We start from the raw sequence: 1,209 nt of genomic DNA on the forward strand, positions 1-1,209 counted from the left end.
ATGCCCGCTTACAGGCCAAGCTGACCAAGACCGAAACCGCACTGTCGATCATGGGAAAAGCGCACGCGCTCTTGGAACTGCTCTCCGAGAGCGCGGATTCCGCGCCGATGCCGAACCCGTCCTCGCCGAGGCACAGCAGGCGCTGACCCCGGCGTGGGGCATCGCCGGGGCCTGCCGGCTGACCGGTGTCTCTCGCGCGACGCTCTACCGGCACCGCACACCACCGCTGGTCTCACGGCCGCGGGCGCCGCGCAAGCCACCGCCGTCGGCGCTGTCCGAGGCCGAACGTGAGCAGGTGCTGCAACTGCTGAACCGCCCCGAATACGCCGACCTGGCGCCGGCGCAGGTGTGGGCCCGCGAGCTCGACGAGGGCCGCTGGTGGTGCTCGGAGTCCACGATGTACCGGATTCTGCGGGCTGCTGGACAGAGCGGCGAACGCCGCAGCCAGGCCACACATCCGGCCCGCACCAAACCCGAACTCGTGGCCGACGCGGCGAACCAGGTCTGGTCCTGGGACATCACCAAGCTGCGCGGCCCGGACCGAGGCGTCTGGTTCCACCTCTACACCGTGATCGACATCTGGTCCCGTTACGTCGTCGGGCACCTGGTCGCCGCGCACGAGGACGGCCAACTCGCCGAGGCGCTGATCGCTGACGCCGCCGCCCGCGAACGCGTCGATGCCGATCAGTTGACCGTGCACGCCGACCGTGGCGCCGCGATGACCAGCAAGACCGTCACCCAACTGCTGACCGATCTGAAAATCGGCCGTAGTCACAGCCGCCCAAAGACATCCAACGACAATCCGTACATCGAGGCCAGCTTCAAGACATTGAAGTACGACCCGACGTTTCCCGAGCGGTTCGGGTCGATCCAGCACGCCCGGCAGCACTGCGAGGCGTTCTACACCTACTACAACCACGAACACCGGCACTCCGGGGTCGGCCTGCACACCCCGGCATCGGTGCATCACGGCACCGCCGGACAGATCCGTGAACAGCGACAACAGACCCTCGACACGGCCTGGGCCGCGTACCCGCAACGGTTCGGCCGCCGCCGTCCACGCCCGCCCCGCCTCCCGGACCGGGCATGGATCAACAAACCCGACAACAGCGACCCCGCACAGACCACCGCCTCGCCTGTGCTTAACCAACCAGCAGCACAAAGCTAAACAAAATCAAGAAAATGTCTCAGTTGACTTGACAGGCTCCG

At 66.7% G+C, this 1,209-nt stretch carries 1 protein-coding gene; it reads left to right on the plus strand.

Annotation, left to right across the window (positions count from 1 at the left end; genetic code table 11):
* A partial coding sequence (locus F8271_RS31430; protein ID WP_151493398.1) for an IS3 family transposase occupies nucleotides 1-1,168 on the plus strand: 1,168 nt, incomplete at its 5' end.
* Nucleotides 1,169-1,209: the final 41 nt, after the last annotated feature.

Origin of the sequence: Micromonospora sp. ALFpr18c (assembly GCF_008868155.1) — a bacterium.
Taxonomy (GTDB): Bacteria; Actinomycetota; Actinomycetes; order Mycobacteriales; family Micromonosporaceae; genus Micromonospora.